Source organism: Okeania sp. SIO2B9 (assembly GCF_010672505.1).
In the GTDB taxonomy this organism is placed as follows: domain Bacteria; phylum Cyanobacteriota; class Cyanobacteriia; order Cyanobacteriales; family Microcoleaceae; genus Okeania; species Okeania hirsuta.
This window is the reverse complement of sequence record NZ_JAAHGK010001467.1, coordinates 1-1740: the sequence shown is the minus strand read 5'-3', so window position 1 is coordinate 1740 and position 1740 is coordinate 1. Positions and strand designations below refer to the sequence as shown.

Annotated in this window: 1 protein-coding gene; it reads right to left on the bottom strand. The window is 33.9% G+C overall.

Going from position 1 to position 1740, the window contains the following annotated elements; translation table 11 throughout:
* Nucleotides 1-289: 289 nt before the first annotated feature.
* A complete protein-coding gene (locus tag F6K13_RS31765) occupies nt 290-823 on the bottom strand; it encodes an alpha/beta hydrolase (protein WP_161564644.1) in 534 nt (177 codons plus the stop codon).
* Nucleotides 824-1740: the final 917 nt, after the last annotated feature.

Sequence of the window (1740 nt, the reverse complement as noted above, 5' to 3'; positions counted from 1 at the left end):
TTCGGTCTTTCGGTAGTACGAAAACTATAACGTCTTAGTTTTTGGTTTGAAACAGACTCAGAATATAAGGCAATATTTTTGTTGATTCCAACTTCGGTCTTTCCTAGTGCAAAAACTACAACGTTTTAGTTTTTGGTTTGAGACCAACTCAGAATATAGCGATCGCCCGACTCTATTTTGATTGGCTTTTCATTATAACTACAACGTCTTAGTTTTTAGATTTTGGATAAAGTCAGAAGGTACTGAGTCCTAACTTTTAACTTCTCAACTAGAAAGGCCAGCACAAAACCTACAATGTGGAAAAATCTATTTTTTCTTCTGTAGAAGCAGCGGTTAATGTGATTTGTTTAACTTCTTTAAGTAGTTTTTCTGTATCTTCAAGTAAGGCAGAAAATTCTCGATTTACTGCCAGAATTTTCCGAATATTAAACTGTACTTCTCCCGGAAAGTTTTGCAAAACATTGATAGGTGTAAAATCTTGAGATTTCGCAGTTTTAATTAAAGCCTCTCTCAGAGCGATCGCTCCATTATTTCTACCTTGAGTTTGAATCATTTCTCCTAAATATTGGAGTAATTTTTCTCCCATAGGGGAATACAAACCTTGAGCAAGTTGCATGGGATTAATATTCAGATTAAATTGGAGTACATTTCTCAGTTTTTGCTGATTTTCTGCATCTATCAATAGGAAATATAACTTTAAATCATCTTCAACTTTACCTGTTTCAGCATAAGTTTCTAAAGCAGTGAGAGATACAGAAATTTTCAGCAAACCGTAATTAAAATGAATCTGTTCTGCTGCTTTAGCTGAGAAATTTACTAGCACAAGTGATGTGGTTACTAAGACGAGGGACAGTAACCATAAAAACATCCTTTTTTTAGTTTTTCTCTGACGTTTGATGGAAAAATCAGGCTTAATTTTGCTACTCATTTACCGAATAATTAAGGTTTAAAACCTCCCCTTTTAAGCTATCCCTGATAAGGAACTTCTGAAAACCTTGTGGGGAGCAGGGGAGTAAGGAGCAGGGGAGAAGGGAGAAAGAGTATAGATAGGTAAGCAAAACTACTTAGGGTTTGCTGAATAAAGTATAAGTGGTAGGGGTAGGAGTCAGAATTCAGAATTCAGAATTCAGAATTCTGAATTCTGAATTCAGGAATTAGGGGAATTAATTAGGAGGTAGTCAGAAAAATTGTCCCTTGATTTTTCTGCCATAATCATCCCAAAATACTATCTTTTTGAGCTTTTTAGACTGAAAAGCTTGCACTTTTTTCGACAAAAAAATGCTAAAATCAATATCCGTAAATGCTTTGATATTTAATCAGCAAGCCCTACTTAAGTTATCAAAAAAATGTATTTTTCAATGCACTTTTTATCCGCAAAAATCCTCTCAAATGCCAATACATAACTTGTCTATTTTATCAAATTTTATGTTAAGAAAGGTGTTTATAAAGCATAGCCTTTTAAGGGGATAAAAAGCGGTTGAGGGATGGCTAGGTGCCATATCCAGTCAACTAAGAGAAAAGAGAATATTCCATATTTCAAGCCTCCTTATTACAGAGGTACTGATAAGGTAAGCATTCAGATATTATACCATTTTGAAAAAATAATTTTACATATAGTAAGCAATATTAAAGTAATTTATAGAAAATATCTATTGGACGAAAAAGATAAATTACTACATAAAAAATGGTATCAAACCTATCCCCATACGACTCTTGACTCCTGTCTCCTGACTCCTAAGC